Raw genomic sequence first — 18,502 nt, forward strand, 5'->3', positions numbered from 1 at the left:
GGCGATTTCTCTATTTGATTTCCCTTCCTTTTTTCATCGTTCGATTAAGCGACGGCTATCGATTGTCAAATGTTTGGCTTTTGTAGTATAATGGTTTTGCATCTCTGTGCCTTTCTTGTGTTTGTGATTGAACAACAAGTATAACACAGAGGTGTTTTCTTATGCCTAGAAGAGCTTTCATTTGACAAGAGGAACCCTTGAAGCAGTTTTGTCAGCTAAACCAAGGCTAATCTTAGCCTTGGCTTTCCAGCTTAACAGCTCCAAGCCTCTTATCAAATGAAATCGAGGGCTAACTATCAGCTAGTTAAAACATCTAATTTTTAGGAGGGCTGGGTGGCTAACTTCATTATAGAACTTTCAATATCACATTCGAATCACAATAAATAAAAAAATCTTCCAATTCCCTTGCAAAAATGAAGAAAGTGTGATAACATAGTACGGTATGTGGTGCTAGCACATCCGCTATATTAGATCTAATAGGAGGAAAACACAAATGGCTAAAGTATGTTACTTTACAGGTCGTAAGACTGTATCAGGAAACAACCGTTCACACGCGATGAACCAAACAAAACGTGCCGTAAAACCAAACCTTCAAAAAGTTACTGTTCTTATCGATGGTAAACCTAAAAAAGTTTGGGCTTCAGCTCGTGCTTTGAAATCAGGTAAAGTTGAACGCGTTTAATAATAAAAGCAAGGAGACCTCAGGGTCTTTTTCTTTTGTCATAGCGAAAAAATCATTTTAAAAGCAGAGTAAATATCCGCTGATACAGTATTCTGCTTTTACACTTGGGCTGAAATATGATAAAATAGAGTATCAACTAGTTGAGGTAAAAAGGATGACTGTAAAAATTAATACAAAAGATGGTCAAATCGAACTAACAGATGAAGTGATTGCAACCGTCGTAGGTGGAGCAGCAACTGAAATTTTTGGTGTGGTCGGTATGGCTAGTAAAAATGCCCTCAAAGATAATTTTCAAGCCCTTCTAGGTAAGGAAAATTATTCTAAAGGTGTCGTCGTAAAGGCAGCCGAAGATGGCAGCATTGCAGTTGATGTGTATACCGTGTTGAGCTACGGAACAAAGATTAGTGAAGTGTCAAAAAACATTCAAGAGCGTGTTGCCTTTAGCTTGGAAAACCAGCTTGGAATTACTGCTCAGACTGTAAATGTCTACATTCAAAATATCAAAGTTGTAGGAGAATAACCGTGTCAAAAATTACTACTAGCTTATTTCAAGAAATGGTGCAGGCTGCATCAACTCGCTTGAATAAGCAAGCTGAATATGTCAATTCATTAAATGTCTTCCCCGTTCCAGATGGAGATACTGGAACAAACATGGGAATGACCATTGAAAATGGTGCTAAAGAAGTTGCAGACAAGCCAGCTTCTACAGTTGGCGAGGTAGCGAGCATTCTTGCTAAAGGGCTTTTGATGGGTGCGCGTGGGAACTCAGGTGTTATTACCTCTCAGCTTTTCCGTGGATTTTCACAAGCCATCAAGGATAAAGACGAGTTAACAGGTCAAGACTTGGCTCTTGCTTTCCAATCAGGTGTAGAAGTTGCCTATAAGGCAGTGATGAAACCAGTTGAGGGAACGATTTTGACAGTTTCTCGTGGGGCTGCTATCGGTGCTAAGAAAAAAGCTGAGCAAACAGATGACGCTGTTGAAGTCATGCGCGCAGCTTTAGAAGGTGCTAAAACAGCTCTAGCTAAAACACCAGACATGCTTCCAGTCTTGAAGGAAGTTGGCGTTGTGGACTCAGGTGGTCAAGGATTGGTCTTCATCTACGAAGGTTTCCTTTCAGCTCTTACTGGCGAATATATTGCATCTGAGGACTTTGTAGCCACTCCTGCCAACATGAGTGAGATGATCAATGCGGAGCACCACAAGTCTGTAGCTGGTCACGTAGCGACTGAGGACATTACCTTTGGTTACTGTACTGAAATCATGGTAGCTCTTAAGCAAGGTCCAACCTATACCAAAGATTTTGATTACGACGAGTTCCGTAACTACTTGAATGAACTTGGGGATTCTCTCCTTGTTGTCAATGATGATGAAATTGTCAAAGTCCATGTCCATACAGAAGATCCAGGACTTGTCATGCAAGAAGGTCTCAAATATGGTAGCTTGGTCAAGGTAAAAGTTGACAATATGCGTAACCAACACGAAGCACAGGTTGAAAAAGAAGCTGCCCAAGTTAGCAAACCAGCTGAAGAAAAAGAGTATGCTTTGATTGCTGTCGTTTCTGGTAAAGGTCTAGCAGATATCTTCCGTTCTCAAGGAGTGGATTATGTTATCGAAGGCGGTCAAACCATGAACCCTTCAACAGAAGACTTTATCAAGGCTGTTGAACAGGTCAACGCTCGTAACATTATCTTCCTGCCAAACAACAAGAACATCTTCATGGCAGCTCAATCTGCAGCAGAAGTTTTGGAACAACCAGCAGTAGTGGTAGAGGCTCGTACTCTTCCTCAAGGTTTAACAAGTCTTCTTGCCTTTGATCCAAGCAAGTCCATTGAAGAAAACCAAGAGCGTATGACTGCAGCTCTTAGCGATGTCGTTAGTGGAAGCGTCACAACAGCTGTGCGTGATACAACCATTGATGGCTTAGAAATCCATGAAAACGATAATCTTGGTATGGTGGATGGGAAAATCCTCGTGTCAAACCCTGACATGCACCAAACCTTGGCAGAAACTTTGAAACATATGTTGGATGAAGACAGTGAAATCGTAACCTTCTATGTCGGTGAAGACGGAAGCGAAGAACTTGCCAATGAAATCGCTCAAGAAATCGCAGAAGAATTTGAGGATCTTGAAGTTGAAATCCACCAAGGTCAACAACCTGTTTACCCCTATCTATTTAGTGTGGAATAAGAGCCGATTAATGAAGGACTGAGAAATCAGTTCTTTTTTCTTTTTCAGTAAATGAAAACGGTATCTTTTTAATAAAAACAAAAATAACATTCATAAATAAACGTTAAAATAGAAAATTCAGAAAATTTCTTCTTTTCTCTTGAAAATTTTTTAAAAAATGGTATGATAGTAACAAGTTATTTTTAAGAGGAAAGAAAGGGGAACAATGGAGAAAATCAGTTTAGAATCTCCTAAGACGGGTTCGGACCTAGTTTTGGAAACACTTCGTGATTTAGGAATTGATACCATCTTTGGTTATCCTGGTGGTGCAGTCTTGCCTTTTTATGATGCGATATATAATTTTAAAGGTATTCACCACATTCTAGGACGCCATGAGCAAGGTTGTCTGCATGAAGCTGAAGGTTATGCTAAATCAACTGGAAAGTTGGGTGTTGCCGTCGTTACTAGCGGACCGGGAGCAACAAATGCCATTACAGGGATTGCGGATGCCATGAGCGATAGTGTTCCCCTTTTGGTCTTTACAGGTCAGGTAGGGCGAGCAGGGATTGGGAAGGATGCCTTTCAGGAGGCAGACATCGTGGGAATTACCATGCCAATCACTAAGTACAATTACCAAGTTCGTGAGACAGCTGATATTCCGCGTATCATCACGGAAGCTGTCCATATCGCGACTACAGGCCGTCCAGGGCCAGTCGTCATTGACCTACCTAAAGACGTATCTGCTTTAGAAACAGACTTCATTTATTCACCAGAAGTGAACCTACCAAGCTATCAGCCGACTCTTGAACCAAATGATATGCAAATCAAGAAAATCTTGAAGCAATTGTCCAAGGCTAAAAAGCCAGTCTTGTTAGCTGGTGGTGGAATTAGTTATGCTGAGGCTGCGGCAGAATTAAATGAATTTGCAGAACGCTATCAAATTCCAGTCGTAACAACTCTCTTAGGTCAAGGAACAATTGCAACGACTCACCCACTCTTCCTTGGAATGGGGGGGATGCACGGTTCTTTCGCAGCGAATATTGCCATGACAGAGACGGACTTTATGATTAGTATTGGCTCTCGTTTTGATGACCGTTTGACAGGAAATCCAAAGACTTTTGCTAAGAATTCTAAGGTTGCCCATATTGATATTGACCCAGCCGAGATTGGCAAGATTATCAGTGCAGATATTCCTGTAGTTGGAGATGCTAAGAAAGCCTTGCAAATGTTGCTAGCAGAACCGACAGTTCATAACAATACTGAGAAATGGATTGAGAAAGTTACTAAAGACAAGAACCGTGTTCGTTCTTATGATAAGAAAGAGCGTGTGGTTCAACCGCAAGCAGTTATTGAACGCATTGGTGAATTGACGAATGGAGATGCCATTGTGGTAACAGATGTTGGTCAACACCAAATGTGGACAGCCCAGTATTATCCCTACCAAAATGAACGTCAGTTAGTGACTTCAGGTGGTTTAGGAACCATGGGATTCGGAATTCCAGCAGCAATCGGGGCTAAAATTGCTAACCCAGATAAGGAAGTAGTCTTGTTTGTTGGGGATGGTGGTTTCCAAATGACCAACCAGGAGTTGGCTATTTTGAATATTTACAAAGTGCCAATCAAGGTGGTTATGCTGAACAATCATTCACTTGGAATGGTTCGCCAGTGGCAGGAATCCTTCTATGAAGGAAGAACATCAGAGTCGGTCTTTGATACCCTTCCTGATTTCCAATTGATGGCGCAGGCTTATGGTATTAAAAACTATAAGTTTGACAATCCTGAGACCTTGGCTCAAGACCTTGAAGTCATCACTGAGCATGTTCCTATGCTAATTGAGGTAGATATTTCTCGTAAGGAACAGGTGTTACCAATGGTACCGGCTGGTAAGAGTAATCATGAGATGTTGGGGGTGAAGTTCCATGCGTAGAATGTTAACAGCAAAACTACAAAATCGTTCAGGAGTCCTCAATCGCTTTACAGGTGTCTTATCTCGTCGTCAGGTTAATATTGAAAGCATCTCTGTTGGAGCAACAGAAGATCCGAATGTATCGCGTATCACCATTATTATTGATGTTGCTTCTCATGATGAAGTGGAGCAAATTATCAAGCAACTCAATCGTCAGATTGATGTGATTCGCATTCGTGATATTACAGACAAGCCTCATTTGGAGCGCGAGGTGATTTTGGTTAAGATGTCAGCGCCAGCTGAGAAGCGAGCTGAGATTCTAGCGATTATTCAACCTTTCCGTGCAACAGTGGTAGACGTAGCGCCAAGCTCGATTACCATTCAGATGACAGGAAATGCTGAAAAGAGTGAAGCTCTATTACGAGTCATTCGACCATACGGTATTCGCAATATTGCTCGAACGGGTGCAACTGGATTTACCCGTGACTAAAAATCCAACTTAAATTTGTTAAACCAGCCTAAAAGGCAATAAATGATAGAAAAGAGAGAAAAACTATGGCAGTTCAAATGGAATACGAAAAAGATGTTAAAGTAGCAGCACTTGACGGTAAAAAAATCGCCGTTATCGGTTATGGTTCACAAGGACATGCGCATGCTCAAAACTTGCGTGACTCAGGTCGCGATGTCATCATCGGTGTACGTCCAGGTAAATCTTTTGACAAAGCAAAAGAAGATGGATTTGACACTTACACAGTAGCAGAAGCAACTAAATTGGCTGATGTTATCATGATTTTGGCACCAGACGAAATCCAACAAGAATTGTACGAAGCGGAAATCGCTCCAAACTTGGAAGCTGGGAATGCAGTTGGATTTGCTCATGGTTTCAACATTCACTTCGAATTTATCAAAGTTCCTGCGGATGTAGATGTCTTTATGTGTGCTCCTAAAGGACCAGGGCACTTGGTACGCCGTACTTACGAAGAAGGATTTGGTGTACCAGCTCTTTACGCAGTATACCAAGATGCAACAGGAAATGCGAAAAACATTGCTATGGACTGGTGTAAAGGTGTTGGAGCAGCTCGTGTAGGTCTTCTTGAAACAACATACAAAGAAGAAACTGAAGAAGATTTGTTTGGTGAACAAGCTGTACTTTGTGGTGGTTTGACTGCCCTTATCGAAGCAGGTTTCGAAGTCTTGACAGAAGCAGGTTACGCTCCAGAATTGGCTTACTTTGAAGTTCTTCACGAAATGAAATTGATCGTTGACTTGATCTATGAAGGTGGATTCAAGAAAATGCGTCAATCTATTTCAAACACTGCTGAATACGGTGACTATGTATCAGGTCCACGTGTGATTACTGAGCAAGTTAAAGAAAATATGAAAGCTGTCTTGGCAGACATCCAAAATGGTAAATTTGCAAATGACTTTGTAAATGACTATAAAGCTGGACGTCCAAAATTGACTGCTTACCGTGAACAAGCAGCTAACCTTGAAATTGAAAAAGTTGGTGCAGAATTGCGTAAAGCAATGCCTTTCGTTGGTAAAAACGACGATGATGCATTCAAAATCTATAACTAATTAGAAAGCAAAGAATTTTGCTTAAAATAGTAGCTTCAGCTATTCGTGGGATATTAGATATACTTATTTAGGGGTTGAAATCATATGAATATTACCAATTTGTTTTCTATCAAGACAGGATGTGATGAGACTGATAGGCAACTGCAAAAATTATTTTTTCAGTTGGATTTACAATTGGGAGAATTGACAGATCAACTAAGAAAATTAGATTCTAATTTTGTTCCTCGTAGTCAATTTGTAGACACGCTGGATTTGAATGATGTAGAATATAAAGAAGTTTTAAACTATTTTATCTTCCATCGTAATGATAGTGAAGAAAGTTTGGCAGAATGGTTATATGATTGGATTTCCACAAATCGTTATGAACTTCCTAAAGAGTTTTCAATTCGTATGGCTCATAAATATCATGAAAGTGTTGCTGAAGTTTTTGGAGATGAATAACTAAAAAAACAGTCATTAGTGACTGTTTTTTATAGAAAAAGAGGTTTTATATGTTAAGTTCAAAAGATATTATCAAGGCTCATAAGGTCTTGAATGGTGTGGTTGTGAATACCCCACTGGATTACGACCATTATTTATCGGAGAAGTATGGTGCTAAGATTTATTTGAAAAAAGAAAATGCCCAGCGTGTTCGTTCCTTTAAAATTCGTGGTGCCTATTATGCTATTTCTCAGCTCAGCAAGGAAGAACGTGAGCGTGGGGTAGTCTGTGCTTCTGCGGGAAATCATGCGCAGGGAGTTGCCTATACTTGTAATGAGATGAAAATTCCTGCTACTATTTTTATGCCCATTACCACTCCGCAACAAAAGATTGGTCAGGTTCGCTTTTTTGGTGGGGATTTTGTAACCATTAAACTAGTTGGAGATACCTTTGATGCCTCAGCCAAAGCAGCTCAAGAATTTACAGTCTCTGAAAATCGTACCTTTATTGCTCCCTTTGATGATACTCATGTCCAAGCGGGTCAAGGAACAGTTGCTTATGAGATTTTAGAAGAAGCTCGAAAAGAATCGATTGACTTTGATGCTGTCTTGGTCCCTGTTGGTGGTGGCGGTCTCATTGCCGGGGTTTCTACCTATATCAAGGAAACAAGTCCAGAAATTGAAGTCATTGGGGTAGAGGCTAATGGAGCGCGTTCCATGAAAGCTGCTTTTGAAGCTGGTGGACCTGTTAAACTCAAAGAAATTGACAAATTTGCGGATGGGATTGCTGTGCAAAAGGTAGGACAGTTGACCTATGAAGCAACGCGTCAACATGTTCAAACTTTGGTAGGTGTCGATGAGGGATTGATTTCTGAAACTTTGATTGACCTCTACTCTAAGCAAGGGATTGTTGCAGAACCTGCTGGAGCAGCTAGTATCGCCTCTTTAGAGGTTTTAGCTGAATATATCAAGGGGAAAACCATTTGTTGTATCATTTCTGGAGGGAATAATGATATCAACCGTATGCCAGAAATGGAAGAGCGTGCCTTGATTTATGATGGGATCAAACATTACTTTGTGGTCAATTTCCCACAGCGTCCAGGAGCTTTGCGTGAGTTTGTAAATGATATCTTGGGGCCAAATGATGATATCACCCGTTTTGAGTATATCAAGCGAGCTAGTAAGGGAACAGGTCCAGTATTGATTGGGATCGCTTTGGCAGATAAGCATGATTATGCAGGCTTAATTCGTCGAATGGAAGGTTTTGATCCAGCTTATATTAACTTAAATGGGAATGAAACGCTCTATAATATGCTTGTCTGAGGACTAATAAAAAAATATCATATTATTTGCACAACTAATGTATAGGTGTTATAATGATAGTGAAGAAAGGGGGCGATTCCTATGGTTTTAGGAAGCTTATCGTGCTATTTCTACTACAACTCACTATAACACCTATTATTTTCGATTCTGTTTATATTAAGGCGGCAGAATTACTTACTATATATAAGGAAATTTTTTGAAATCCCCAATTGTATATATCCCTAATTTGAGATTTCTCTAAATATAATAGGAATCAAAAAAAATAATCAATGTTTGTGAGATGACTGCTAGGTGAGTTGGTCGAAAAAACTCGTGAGATAGACAATAGTGCTAGACATGCAATAGCTAGTGATACTGATTTTAAATGACTAGCTGGAAAGTGGGTATGTAATCAGAAGATGCAAGATTGTACAAAGTAAGTAGTACCGGTTGTGAAATGGATAAGATATAGATAAGGACAGGAAAGGAACCAAAGAAGGAGAAAGAAAACGGAATGATTTAGAGATAGTGAGGAGTGAAAGACTATCTTTAGTGGGCTTGTTGATTTAAAAGGAATAGATAGAATGAAATAGTAAATCCTGTCTATCCTATTAAGAAACTGGTATTCAGCATACGTGAATATTTTTACAAATTTAAAGTTTAATAATGCAATTGTTTTTTAGGAGCATACTGATGGGTTATAGTAAGCGGAAAACTATATATTATCGGCTTTAAAAAGGAAGTAAGAAGATTCTGGGTCATTTATTTTATTGAATATATGTTTTTTTATTGACAAAAGTAGTAAAAACGTATACAATTAAGTATTGTAAAGAAGAAAATAGGAGAAAAACATGGCTAAGTCAAACTTTGAAAAAGTAGAATCAGTTGTTGGCTGGGTTCGTGATAAGAAAATCACAGGCTACCGTATCTCTAAGGAAACGAATGCGCGTGAAATGTCTATCATTGCTCTGGCGCAGGGTCGTGCAAAAGTAAAAAATATTTCATTTGAAACAGCCCTAGGCCTAATTGATTTCTATGAAAAAAATCATGAAAAATTTGAAGATTAATCTTTGGATAACGGCGGATTCTTGACCCTCAAGTAGTAGAGATAGAGAATCTGCCTTTTCATTTTGAGGACAGCAAAAAGACTGCACGGTTGAGGCAGCCTTTTCTTTTTATTTGAGATAGCGTTGAAGGAATTCTTTTGTACGGTCTTCTTTAGGATTGGTGAAGAGATCTTCTGGTTTGCCTTCTTCAGCAATCACACCCTTATCCATAAAGATAACACGGTGAGAGACATCACGGGCGAATTCCATTTCGTGGGTTACGACAATCATGGTCAAGCCTTCCTGAGCCAGATCTTGCATGATTTTGAGGACTTCTCCAACCATTTCTGGATCGAGAGCTGATGTTGGTTCATCAAAGAGAATAGCGTCCGGATTCATGGAGAGGGCACGAGCGATGGCCACACGTTGTTTTTGACCCCCTGAGAGTTGTCTTGGCTTCGCTTGCCAGTAGCGTTCTCCCATGCCGACTTTTTCTAGGTTTTCTTTGGCAGTCTTTTCAGCTTCTGTGCGTTCGCGTTTAAGGACAGTTGTCTGAGCGACAATTGTGTTTTCAAGCACGTTGAGATTTTCAAAGAGGTTAAAGGATTGGAACACCATCCCCAACTTTTCACGGTATTGCGTGAGGTCATAGCCTTTTTCGAGGACATTTTGTCCATGATAAAGGATTTGTCCATCAGTTGGTGTTTCAAGTAGGTTGATGGAGCGTAGGAAGGTCGATTTCCCGCTTCCAGAGCTTCCGATGATAGAGATGACCTCTCCCTTGTGGACAGTCAGAGAAATGTCTTTTAGCACTTCGTTTTGTCCATAGGATTTTTTGAGGTGTTTAATTTCAAGGATTGCTTGTGTCATTATTTCAAATCCTCCGTTTGCATTTGGTTAGCACCTGTAGTATAGGTATCCATGTCCATTCGGCGTTCGATGAAGCGTAGGATACGTGTTACGGTGAAGGTGAGGACAAAGTAAATCACGGCGATGATTGTAAATGTCTGGAAGTATTGATAGGTTTGAGTTGCCACGGTATTTCCTGAGAAATAAAGTTCGACAACAGAGATAACGTTCAATACAGATGTATCTTTGATATTGATGACAAATTCATTACCAGTTGCTGGTAGGATATTGCGGACAACCTGAGGTAGGACAATCTTACGCATGGTTTGGTTATGAGTCATACCGAGTGCAGTTGCGGCTTCAAATTGTCCCTTGTCAACTGCCAGGATACCACCACGGACGATTTCAGTCATGTAGGCACCGGTATTGATTGAAACGATGAAGATAGCAGCTAGTGTACGGTCAAGGTTGATACCGAAAGCTTGGGCAGTTCCATAGTAGATAACCATCGATTGAACGATCATTGGCGTACCACGGAAAATTTCAATGTAGACATTGAGGATCCAGCCAACTAATTTTTGTAGGCTATAAATGGCTTTATTTTCAGATAGAGGAGCAGTACGGAAAACACCAATGGCAAGACCGATAATGAGACCTGTGATGGTTCCGACGATAGAGATTAAAAGAGTGATACCAGCACCACGCAAGAGTTGTTGCCAGTTTTCAGAAAGAATTTTAGCAACTTGGCTAAAGAAACTACTGCTAGTCTCTTCAGTTGTTGTAGCTTCGGCAGGTTGTTCCTTGATCATACGATCCATCAAGGCAACTTGGTCGTCTTTTGAAATGGTTTCAATGCTGGCATTGATTTGGCTAATACGATTGTCATCTTTACGAAGTCCAATGGCGATAGCTGTATCTTCTTCCCCAGTTTTGAAACCTGGTTCTACTTGGACCATCTTGAACTTAGAGTTTGCAGCTTCGGCAGTCAGAGCTTCTGGGCGTTCAGAAACATAGGCATCGATGACACCAGCCTCAAGAGCTTGGCGCATTTGAGCGAAGTCTCCCATGGCTGTTTCTTTTTTAGCACCTGGGATTTGTGAAATCAAGTCATAAAGGTAAACACCTTGTTGAGAAGTGATTTTCGCACCATTAAAGTCATTCAAAGATTTAGCATTTGCGTAGGCAGAATCTTTTTTGATAAGCAAAACTGGTTCGCTAGTGTAGTAACTGCTTGAAAAGGCAATTTCTTGTTTACGCTCGGCAGTAGGACTCATACCTGCGATAATCATGTCAATCTTACCAGAAGTAAGGGCAGGGACTAGACCTTCCCACTTGGTTTTAACAACCAAAGGTTCTTTACCTAAGTCCTTAGCGATTTTCTTGGCGATTTGAACATCGTATCCGTTGGCATACTGGTTGGTTCCATCGATTTTGACAGCTCCATTGCTATCATCATCCTGGGTCCAGTTAAAGGGGGCATATGCTGCTTCCATCCCGATGCGTAAATATTCATCGGCTTGAGCAACATTGACAAGTCCTAGCATCAGCAAGAGACTTGTGAAAATAGATAAGTATATTTTTCTCATGATTTCTCCTATTCTAATCTATTAAAAAATAACTGTCTCCTATTTTATCGAAAAATGCGTAATTTTTCAACATAAGTAAGCCTTTACTTACGAAAAAATGCTATAATGATAAGAAAGATAAAAAGGGGGCTTAGTTGATGAAAAAAACTTTTTTCTTACTGGTCTTAGGCTTGTTTTGCCTTCTGCCACTTTCTGTTTTCGCCATTGATTTTAAGATAAACTCTTATCAAGGGGATTTGTATATTCATGCAGATAATACGGCAGAGTTTAGACAGAAGATAGTTTATCAGTTTGAGGAGGACTTTAAGGGCCAAATCGTGGGACTTGGACGTGCTGGCAAGATGCCTAGTGGATTTGACATTGATCCTCACCCAAAGGTTCAGGCTACGAAAAACGGTGCAGAACTGACAGATGTGACTAGTGAAGTGATAGAAGGAGCAGATGGTTATACTGTCAAAGTTTACAATCCAGGTCAGGAAGGTGACACAGTTGAAGTTGACCTTGTCTGGAATTTAAAGAACTTGCTTTTCCTTTATGATGATATCGCTGAATTAAATTGGCAACCTTTAACAGATAGTTCAGGGGCTATTGGAAAGTTTGAATTTCATGTAAGGGGAGATAAGGGGTCTGAAAAACTCTTTTTCCATACAGGGAAACTTTTTAGAGAGGGAATGGTTGAAAAGAGTAACCTTGATTATACTATTCGTTTAGACGATCTTCCACCTAAGCGTGGAGTTGAATTGCATGCCTACTGGCCTCGGACCGATTTTGCTAATGCTAGGGATCAGGGTTTGAAAGGAAATCATTTAGAAGAATTTAATAAGGTAGAAGACTCGATTGTTAAAGAAAAAGAGCAAAGTAAACAACTCCTTACTTGGGTCTTCCCTTCGATACTTTCTATCTCCTTGTTATTGAGTGTCTGCTTCTATTTTATCTATAGAAGAAAGACCACTCCTTCGGTCAAATATGCCAAAAATCATCGTCTCTATGAACCACCAATGGAATTAGAGCCTATGGTTTTATCAGAGGCTGTCTACTCGACCTCCTTGGAGGAAGTGAGTCCCTTGGTCAAGGGGGCTGGCAAATTCACCTTTGACCAACTTATTCAAGCTACCTTGCTAGATGTGATAGACCGTGGAAATGTCTCTATCATTTCAGAAGGAGATGCAGTTGGCTTGAGGATAGTAAAAGAAGATGGTTTGTCAAGCTTTGAGAAAGACTGTCTAAATCTGGCTTTTTCAGGCAAAAAAGAAGAAACTCTTTCCAATTTGTTTGCGGATTACAAGGTATCTGATAGTCTTTATCGTAGATCAAAAGTCTCTGATGAAAAACGGATTCAAGCAAAGGGGCGTCAACTCAAATCTTCTTTTGAAGAAGTATTGAACCAGATGCAAGAAGGAGTGAGAAATCGAGTTTCCTTCTGGGGGCTTCCGGATTACTATCGTCCCTTGACTGGTGGAGAAAAGGCCTTGCAAGTGGGGATGGGACTCTCTACTATCCTACCCCTATTTATCGGATTTGGTTTGTTCTTGTACAGTTTGGATGTTTATGGCTATCTTTTCCTCCCCTTGCCTATACTTGGTTTTCTAGGTTTGGTTTTGGCTGTTTTCTATTATTGGAAGCTTCGGCTAGATAATCGCGATGGTGTCCTAAATGAAGCAGGGGCAGAAGTATACTATCTCTGGACCAGTTTTGAAAATATGTTGCGTGAGATTGCACGGTTGGATCAGGCTGAATTGGAAAGTATTGTGGTCTGGAATCGCCTCTTGGTCTATGCAACCCTATTTGGCTATGCGGATAAGGTTAGTCATTTGATGAAGGTTCATCAGATTCAAGTGGAAAATCCAGATATCAATCTATATGTAGCTTATGGCTGGCACAGTATGTTTTATCATTCAAGCGCGCAAATGAGCCATTATGCCAGCATCGCAAACACAGCAAGTACCTATTCTGTATCTTCTGGAAATGGAAGTTCTGGCGGTGGCTTCTCCGGAGGTGGAGGCGGTGGCAGTATCGGTGCCTTTTAAAGAGAGCTAAAATATGCTATAATGGAAGATAGAAAAAGGAGTAATCTATGTATCTTATTGAAATTTTAAAATCTATCTTCTTCGGGATTGTTGAAGGAATTACGGAATGGTTGCCGATTTCCAGTACAGGTCACTTGATTTTAGCAGAGGAATTTATCCAATACCAAAATCAAAATGAAGCCTTTATGTCCATGTTTAATGTCGTGATTCAGCTTGGTGCTATTTTAGCAGTTATGGTGATTTATTTTAACAAGCTCAATCCTTTCAAACCGACTAAGGACAAACAGGAAGTTCGTAAGACTTGGAGACTATGGTTGAAGGTCTTGATTGCGACCTTGCCTTTACTTGGTGTCTTTAAATTTGATGATTGGTTTGACACCCACTTCCATAACATGGTTTCAGTTGCTCTTATGTTGATTATCTATGGGATTGCCTTTATCTATTTGGAAAAACGAAATAAAGCGCGTGCTATCGAGCCAAGTGTAACAGAGTTGGACAAGCTTCCTTATACGACAGCTTTCTATATCGGACTCTTCCAAGTTCTTGCCCTTTTACCAGGAACTAGCCGTTCAGGTGCAACGATTGTCGGTGGTTTGTTGAATGGAACTAGTCGTTCAGTTGTGACAGAATTTACTTTCTATCTAGGGATTCCTGTTATGTTTGGAGCTAGTGCCTTAAAGATTTTCAAATTTGTAAAAGCAGGACAACTCTTGAGCTTTGGGCAGTTGTTCTTGCTCTTGGTTGCGATGGGAGTCGCCTTTGCGGTCAGCATGATCGCTATTCGCTTTTTGACAAGTTATGTGAAAAAACACGACTTTACCCTTTTCGGTAAATACCGTATCGTGCTTGGTAGTGTCTTGCTACTTTATAGCTTTGTTCGTTTATTTGTATAAGAAAAACCTTGAAGGGGCAACTCTTCAAGGTTTTAAAATCCAGTCATGGTAATCCCCAGCAGGCGGACACCTCTTTCTTTCTCGCTTAACTCTTCATAGAGTTGCAGGGCTATTTGGCTTATCTGACTAGCATCCTGTGTTTTTTGAGCAAGACTTTTTCGTTTGGTAAGAGTTGAAAAGTCCTCGTAGCGGATTTTCAAAATGACAATTTTTCCAGATTTTTCTTGTTGACTGAGATTGAGAGCGACTCTTTCTGATAGAAGAGTCAGCTCTTTTTTGATGTCTTCCTCAGCACGGAGAATCTTCCCATAGGTTTTCTCCTTCCCGATTGATTTACGGATGCGATTGGATTTGACTGGGGAATTGTGGATGCCACGAGCCTTTCGATAAAGGTCATAACCCAGTCTACCAAAACGGTCTATCAGAGTCACTTCAGGAACTTCAAGTAGGTCAGCGCCGGTAAAAATGCCCATTTGATGAAGACGTTCCACCGTCTTTTTTCCTACTCCATGAAACTTGGCCACGTCCATTTGTTTGAGAAAATCCTCAGCTTGGTCAGGTAGAATCACTGTCAGACCATGTGGTTTTTGATAATCACTAGCCATTTTAGCTAAGAATTTGTTATAAGAAACGCCAGCAGAAGCAGTTAGATGAAGTTCTTGCCAGATATCCTCTTGAATGAGGCGAGCGATTTTGACCGCTGACTTGCTACCGAGTTTATTTTCTGTTACATCCAAATAGGCTTCGTCAATGCTCATGGGTTCTATTAAATCTGTATAACGCTTAAAGATAGATCGAATCTGGAGTCCCACAGTCTTGTATTTCTCATAATTTCCTGAGATAAAAACGGCCTGGGGACAACGCTCATAGGCTTCCTTGGAACTCATGGCAGAATGGACACCAAAAGCTCGCGCCTCATAGCTACAAGTGGAAACGACACCACGCCCACCTGTTTGCCGAGGGTCGCTTCCGATAATGACAGGTTTTCCTCTGAGTTTAGGATTATCCCTGATTTCTACCGCAGCAAAAAAGGCATCCATGTCAATATGGATGATTTTTCTTGACAAATCATTTAACAAAGGAAAAATCAACATGCCTAGCCCCCTTTTTACCGCTTATTTTCTTTTATTATACCCTTTTTTCTGAAAAAAAGAAAAAAGGACTTTATTTTTTCAAAAATATAATACAGTTTGAAACAAAATATAGACTGTTTTAGAAAAGAAAGTGTAAAAATAGGGAATTTCCACTTGTTGAAATCGGTTACTGTATGGTATACTTGACTCATGAATGTAACAGATGGTTGTTACTAGAAAGAAAAAAGAGGACATTAACATGGTTGTTAAAACAGTTGTTGAAGCACAAGATATTTTTGACAAAGCTTGGGAAGGCTTCAAAGGCGTAGATTGGAAAGAAAAAGCAAGTGTATCACGCTTTGTACAAGCTAACTACACACCTTACGATGGAGACGAAAGGTTCCTTGCAGGACCAACAGAACGTTCACTTCACATCAAAAAAATTGTAGAAGAAACTAAGGCACACTACGAAGAAACTCGTTTCCCAATGGACACTCGTCCAACATCTATCGCTGACATTCCAGCAGGATTTATCGACAAAGAAAATGAAGTTATCTTTGGTATCCAAAATGATGAACTCTTCAAATTGAACTTCATGCCAAAAGGTGGTATCCGTATGGCTGAAACTACTTTGAAAGAAAATGGATACGAACCAGACCCAGCTGTTCACGAAATCTTTACTAAATACGTAACAACAGTTAACGACGGTATCTTCCGTGCTTACACTTCAAACATCCGTCGCGCTCGTCACGCACACACTGTAACTGGTCTTCCAGATGCATACTCACGCGGACGTATCATCGGTGTTTACGCACGTCTTGCTCTTTACGGTGCAGACTACTTGATGCAAGAAAAAGTAAACGACTGGAACGCAATTGAAGAAATCGATGAAGAAACAATCCGTCTTCGTGAAGAAATCAACCTTCAATACCAAGCATTGCAACAAGTTGTTCGCTTGGGTGACCTTTACGGAGTTGATGTTCGCAAACCAGCGATGAACGTTAAAGAAGCGATCCAATGGGTTAACATCGCCTTCATGTCTGTCTGCCGTGTTATCAACGGTGCTGCAACATCTCTTGGACGTGTGCCAATCGTATTGGATATCTTTGCAGAACGTGACCTTGCTCGTGGTACATTTACGGAATCAGAAATCCAAGAATTCGTTGATGATTTCGTTATGAAACTTCGTACAGTTAAATTTGCTCGTACAAAAGCTTATGACCAATTGTACTCAGGTGACCCAACCTTCATCACAACTTCTATGGCTGGTATGGGTAACGACGGTCGTCACCGTGTTACTAAGATGGACTACCGTTTCTTGAACACTCTTGACAACATCGGTAACTCACCAGAACCAAACTTGACAGTTCTTTGGACTGACAAATTGCCATACAACTTCCGTCGCTACTGTATGCACATGAGCCACAAACACTCTTCAATCCAATACGAAGGTGTAACAACAATGGCTAAAGACGGATATGGTGAAATGAGCTGTATTTCATGCTGTGTGTCTCCACTTGACCCAGAAAATGAAGAACAACGCCACAACATCCAGTACTTCGGTGCGCGTGTAAACGTATTGAAAGCTCTTCTTACTGGTTTGAACGGTGGTTACGACGATGTTCACAAAGACTACAAAGTATTTGATATCGAACCAATCCGTGACGAAGTTCTTGAATTTGAATCAGTTAAAGCTAACTTTGAAAAATCTCTTGACTGGTTGACTGACACTTACGTAGATGCTTTGAACATCATCCACTACATGACTGATAAGTACAACTACGAAGCTGTTCAAATGGCCTTCTTGCCAACTAAACAACGTGCAAACATGGGATTCGGTATCTGTGGATTTGCTAACACTGTTGATACATTGTCAGCTATCAAATACGCTACAGTTAAACCAATCCGTGATGAAAATGGCTACATCTACGATTACGAAACAATCGGTGAATACCCACGTTGGGGTGAAGATGACCCACGTTCAAACGAATTGGCAGAATGGTTGATCGAAGCTTACACAACTCGTCTACGTAGCCACAAACTTTACAAAGACGCTGAAGCTACAGTATCACTTTTGACAATCACATCTAACGTTGCTTACTCTAAACAAACTGGTAACTCACCAGTCCACAAAGGTGTATACCTCAACGAAGATGGTTCTGTGAACTTGTCTAAACTTGAATTCTTCTCACCAGGTGCTAACCCATCTAACAAAGCTAAAGGTGGATGGTTGCAAAACTTGAACTCACTTTCTAGCCTTGACTTTAGTTACGCAGCTGATGGTATCTCATTGACTACACAAGTATCACCTCGCGCTCTTGGTAAGACTCGTGACGAACAAGTTGATAACTTGGTAACAATCCTTGATGGTTACTTCGAAAACGGTGGACAACACGTTAACTTGAACGTTATGGACTTGAACGATGTTTACGAAAAAATCATGTCAGGTGAAGACGTTATCGTACGTATCTCTGGATACTGTGTAAACACTAAATACCTCACTCCAGAACAAAAAACTGAATTGACACAACGTGTCTTCCACGAAGTTCTTTCAATGGATGATGCCTTGGATGCATTGAGCTAATCAAGTTTTTAAGTAATGAAATAAGGAACCCTCGGTCAGTCGACTGAGGGTTTTGTGCTTGGGATAGTGTGAGCAATTTCTTCGGCGCAATATGCAATGTTTTTGGGAAGTAATAGTGGACCGAATCTGAAATAGTCCACTGAAACGGCTCAAACAGTGCTAGAAATTGACTGGAATTCAAAGATACTTGTTGAGTTGGGGGGATTTGAAAATAATCCTCAATGAAAATCAAAGAGCAAACTAGGAAGCTATCCTCAGGTTGCTCAAAACACTGTTTTGAGGTTGCAGATAGATCTGACGCAGTTTGAAGAGATTTTCATTGAGGATAAGTCAGGTACTGAAATGTCTGATCGGGATTTAAAGATATAATCCCGACTTTATCACTTAA

At 40.4% G+C, this 18,502-nt stretch carries 15 protein-coding genes; 12 read left to right on the top strand and 3 right to left on the bottom strand.

All coding sequences use genetic code 11. The annotated features are described in order from the left end of the window. Positions 1 to 493: 493 nt before the first annotated feature. The 9 genes from rpmB (at position 494) to HT678_RS08805 (ending at position 9,123) form a co-directional block, all read left to right on the top strand. Positions 494 to 682 (top strand): 50S ribosomal protein L28, encoded by a 189-nt coding sequence (gene rpmB, locus HT678_RS08765; protein ID WP_001140948.1) that lies wholly within the window; start codon positions 494 to 496, stop codon positions 680 to 682. A 154-nt stretch (positions 683 to 836) separates the two neighbouring features. Next, on the top strand, positions 837 to 1,202 hold the full coding sequence (locus HT678_RS08770; RefSeq protein WP_000216436.1) for an Asp23/Gls24 family envelope stress response protein: 366 nt from the start codon (positions 837 to 839) through the stop codon (positions 1,200 to 1,202). A gap of 2 nt (positions 1,203 to 1,204) precedes the next feature. Next, complete coding sequence (locus tag HT678_RS08775; RefSeq protein WP_050223458.1) at positions 1,205 to 2,872, top strand: DAK2 domain-containing protein; 1,668 nt, start codon at positions 1,205 to 1,207, stop codon at positions 2,870 to 2,872. A gap of 205 nt (positions 2,873 to 3,077) precedes the next feature. Continuing rightward, complete coding sequence (locus HT678_RS08780; protein ID WP_000411733.1) at positions 3,078 to 4,778, top strand: acetolactate synthase large subunit; 1,701 nt, start codon at positions 3,078 to 3,080, stop codon at positions 4,776 to 4,778. Next, entirely contained in the window at positions 4,771 to 5,247 is a 477-nt protein-coding gene (gene ilvN / locus HT678_RS08785; protein ID WP_001253803.1) for an acetolactate synthase small subunit, read from the top strand. The genes HT678_RS08780 and ilvN overlap by 8 nt, the downstream gene beginning before the upstream one ends. A 65-nt stretch (positions 5,248 to 5,312) precedes the next feature. Beyond that, positions 5,313 to 6,335, top strand: coding sequence for a ketol-acid reductoisomerase (ilvC, locus tag HT678_RS08790; RefSeq protein WP_000290683.1), 1,023 nt, complete (start codon positions 5,313 to 5,315; stop codon positions 6,333 to 6,335). 84 nt (positions 6,336 to 6,419) lie between these two features. Further along, positions 6,420 to 6,776, top strand: coding sequence for a hypothetical protein (locus tag HT678_RS08795; RefSeq protein ID WP_023939147.1), 357 nt, complete (start codon positions 6,420 to 6,422; stop codon positions 6,774 to 6,776). Positions 6,777 to 6,826: 50 nt separating this feature from the next. Next, complete coding sequence (gene ilvA, locus HT678_RS08800; protein ID WP_000952969.1) at positions 6,827 to 8,077, top strand: threonine ammonia-lyase IlvA; 1,251 nt, start codon at positions 6,827 to 6,829, stop codon at positions 8,075 to 8,077. Between the two features lie 830 nt (positions 8,078 to 8,907). Then, a complete protein-coding gene (locus tag HT678_RS08805) occupies positions 8,908 to 9,123 on the top strand; it encodes a hypothetical protein (protein ID WP_001130036.1) in 216 nt (71 codons plus the stop codon). A 108-nt stretch (positions 9,124 to 9,231) separates the two neighbouring features. On the opposite strand, the gene HT678_RS08810 is transcribed toward HT678_RS08805, so the two are convergent. Continuing rightward, positions 9,232 to 9,972: an amino acid ABC transporter ATP-binding protein gene (locus tag HT678_RS08810; protein WP_000189488.1), complete on the bottom strand. Its 741-nt coding sequence runs from the start codon at positions 9,970 to 9,972 to the stop codon at positions 9,232 to 9,234. Continuing rightward, positions 9,972 to 11,537, bottom strand: coding sequence for an ABC transporter substrate-binding protein/permease (locus HT678_RS08815; protein WP_050223454.1), 1,566 nt, complete (start codon positions 11,535 to 11,537; stop codon positions 9,972 to 9,974). The genes HT678_RS08810 and HT678_RS08815 overlap by 1 nt, the downstream gene beginning before the upstream one ends. A gap of 137 nt (positions 11,538 to 11,674) precedes the next feature. Here HT678_RS08815 and HT678_RS08820 point away from each other — a divergent pair, with 137 nt between their 5' ends. Together HT678_RS08820 and HT678_RS08825 are read left to right on the top strand one after the other, a co-directional pair. Continuing rightward, positions 11,675 to 13,564 carry a DUF2207 domain-containing protein gene (locus HT678_RS08820; RefSeq protein ID WP_172924854.1) on the top strand — a complete coding sequence of 630 codons (1,890 nt, stop codon included), beginning with the start codon at positions 11,675 to 11,677 and terminating at the stop codon, positions 13,562 to 13,564. A 47-nt stretch (positions 13,565 to 13,611) separates the two neighbouring features. Next, the gene (locus tag HT678_RS08825; RefSeq protein WP_000280770.1) at positions 13,612 to 14,457 is read left to right on the top strand and encodes an undecaprenyl-diphosphate phosphatase; all 846 of its coding nucleotides are present in this window, start codon (positions 13,612 to 13,614) and stop codon (positions 14,455 to 14,457) included. A gap of 32 nt (positions 14,458 to 14,489) precedes the next feature. On the opposite strand, the gene dinB is transcribed toward HT678_RS08825, so the two are convergent. Continuing rightward, positions 14,490 to 15,551: a DNA polymerase IV gene (dinB, locus tag HT678_RS08830; protein ID WP_172924856.1), complete on the bottom strand. Its 1,062-nt coding sequence runs from the start codon at positions 15,549 to 15,551 to the stop codon at positions 14,490 to 14,492. A 238-nt stretch (positions 15,552 to 15,789) separates the two neighbouring features. Between dinB and pflB the strand changes: the two genes are divergently transcribed. Beyond that, the gene (pflB, locus tag HT678_RS08835; RefSeq protein WP_172924858.1) at positions 15,790 to 18,114 is read left to right on the top strand and encodes a formate C-acetyltransferase; all 2,325 of its coding nucleotides are present in this window, start codon (positions 15,790 to 15,792) and stop codon (positions 18,112 to 18,114) included. Positions 18,115 to 18,502: the final 388 nt, after the last annotated feature.

This window comes from Streptococcus sp. 3167, assembly GCF_013277175.1.
Lineage (GTDB): Bacteria > Bacillota > Bacilli > Lactobacillales > Streptococcaceae > Streptococcus > Streptococcus pseudopneumoniae.